The 1,935-nt window shown below is 68.0% G+C and carries 1 protein-coding gene and 1 pseudogene; both read right to left on the bottom strand.

The window, feature by feature from the left end; genetic code table 11:
- On the bottom strand, positions 1-714 hold a 714-nt coding region (locus I5I_RS08310), incomplete at its 3' end, for an LLM class flavin-dependent oxidoreductase (RefSeq protein WP_036318328.1).
- A 54-nt stretch (positions 715-768) separates the two neighbouring features.
- Positions 769-1,905, bottom strand: a pseudogene (locus tag I5I_RS08315) (DUF885 domain-containing protein); the annotation flags it as partial.
- Between the last annotated feature and the right edge of the window lie 30 nt (positions 1,906-1,935).

A 1,935-nucleotide genomic window follows, 5' to 3' on the forward strand; every position in this document is an offset into this window, starting at 1 on the left:
GACGTGGCCGGGTGAGTGCACGCCGACGGGCATCGCCTCGCTGTGCCCGAACGACGCGAGCGAGCGGTGGTAGAGATCGACGTAGGGGCGGAAGCGATCGGCCGAGCCGCCGATGATGGCCAGCATGAGTCCGTAGCCGTAGCGGGCCGTGCGCGCGACCGACTCGGGCGAGCCACCGACTCCTACCCACGCGCGAATGCCGTTCTCCGTCTTCGGAAAGACGTCGGCGTTGTTCAGTGCTGCCCGCGTCGTGCCCTGCCAGGTCACGGGCTTCTCGGTGAGCAGCTGCGAGAAGAGGTCGAGCTTCTCCTCGAAGAGCACCTCGTAGTCGCCGAGGTCGTAGCCGAACAGCGGGAAGGACTCGATGAACGAACCGCGACCGAGGATCACCTCGGCGCGCCCCGCGGACAGCGCGTCCAGCGTCGCGAAGCGCTCGTACACGCGCACCGGGTCGTCGCTGGAGAGCACGGTGACAGCCGTACCGAGATGAATCTTCTCGGTACGGGCTGCCGCCGCAGCCAGCACCAGTTCCGGACTGGACACCGCGAATTCGTGGCGGTGGTGCTCCCCTACCCCGAAGAAGGAGAGCCCCACCTGGTCGGCGAGCACCGCCTGATCCACGATGTCGCGGATCGTCTGAGCGTCGCTCAGGCGCTCGCCGTCCTCGCCCACGGTGACGTCGCCGAAGGTGTCCAGTCCCAGTTCTACATTCATACGAATGAGAACCCTCCCTGTGCCGTGATCATTCCGTGCGCGGTGTGGTCGTGCTCAGCCCTGTGCGAGGGCCATGCGCAGCGTATCGAGACCGACCCCACCGAGACGCAGCGCGCGCATGTGGAAGCGCTTGATGTCGAAGTCGGCGCCCTCGCGATCGGCGGTCTCTTCGCGGATCTGTTCCCAGATGCGCTGGCCGACCTTGTAGGACGGTGCCTGCCCCGGCCAGCCGAGGTAGCGGTTGACCTCGAACTGGATGAACTCGTCCGACATGTTGACGTTTCGACGCATGAACTCAAGGGCGAAGTCGGCGTCCCAGATGCCCTCGCCGTCGGGACGAGGCTTGCCCAGGTGCACGCCGATGTCGAGCACGACGCGGGCGGCCCGCATCCGCTGGCCGTCCAGCATGCCGAGCCGGTCGGCCGGGTCGTCGAGGTAGCCGAGCTGCTCCATCAAGCGCTCGGCGTAAAGGGCCCAGCCCTCCGCGTGTCCGCTGGAGCCGGCAAGCAGACGCCGCCACGAGTTGAGTTCCGCGCGGTTGTAGACCGCCTGGGCGATCTGCAGGTGGTGGCCGGGAACGCCCTCGTGGTACACCGTGGTGAGCTCGCGCCACGTGTCGAACGAGTCGACGCCCTCAGGCACCGACCACCACATCCGGCCGGGACGCGAGAAGTCGTCGGTCGGTCCGGTGTAGTAGATGCCGCCCTCGTTGGTCGGCGCGATCATGCACTCGAGCCGACGGATCTCCTCCGGGATGTCGAAGTGCGTCTTGCCGAGCTCCTCGACGGCACGATCGCTCGTGGCCTGCATCCACTCCTGAAGGGCCCGCGTGCCGCGCAGCTTGCGCGCCTCATCGTTCTCGAGGAACGCCACGGCCTCTTCGACGCTCGCGCCCGGCAGAATCTCGTTGGCGATCGACTCCTGCTCCGCCACCATGCGGGCGAGCTCCTCGAGACCCCACTCGTAGGTCTCGTCGAGGTCGATCACGGCCCCGAGGAAGCCGCGCGAGTGCAGCGCGTACAGCTCGCGTCCGACCGCATCGTTCTCGGATGCCGCGGGCGCCAGCTCGGTGCGCAGGAAGTTGGCGAGTTCGTCGTACGCCACGCGGGCGGCGCCCGCGTGCCCGGAGAGGGTCTTCGCGAGAGAGGCGGGGAGCTGTCCCTGCGCCGGGGCCGCGTCAGCCGCGAACGTCGGACTCTAGAGGATCCCCGGGACCGAGCT

This window comes from Microbacterium sp. B24 (assembly GCF_000333415.1).
Taxonomy (GTDB): Bacteria; Actinomycetota; Actinomycetes; order Actinomycetales; family Microbacteriaceae; genus Microbacterium.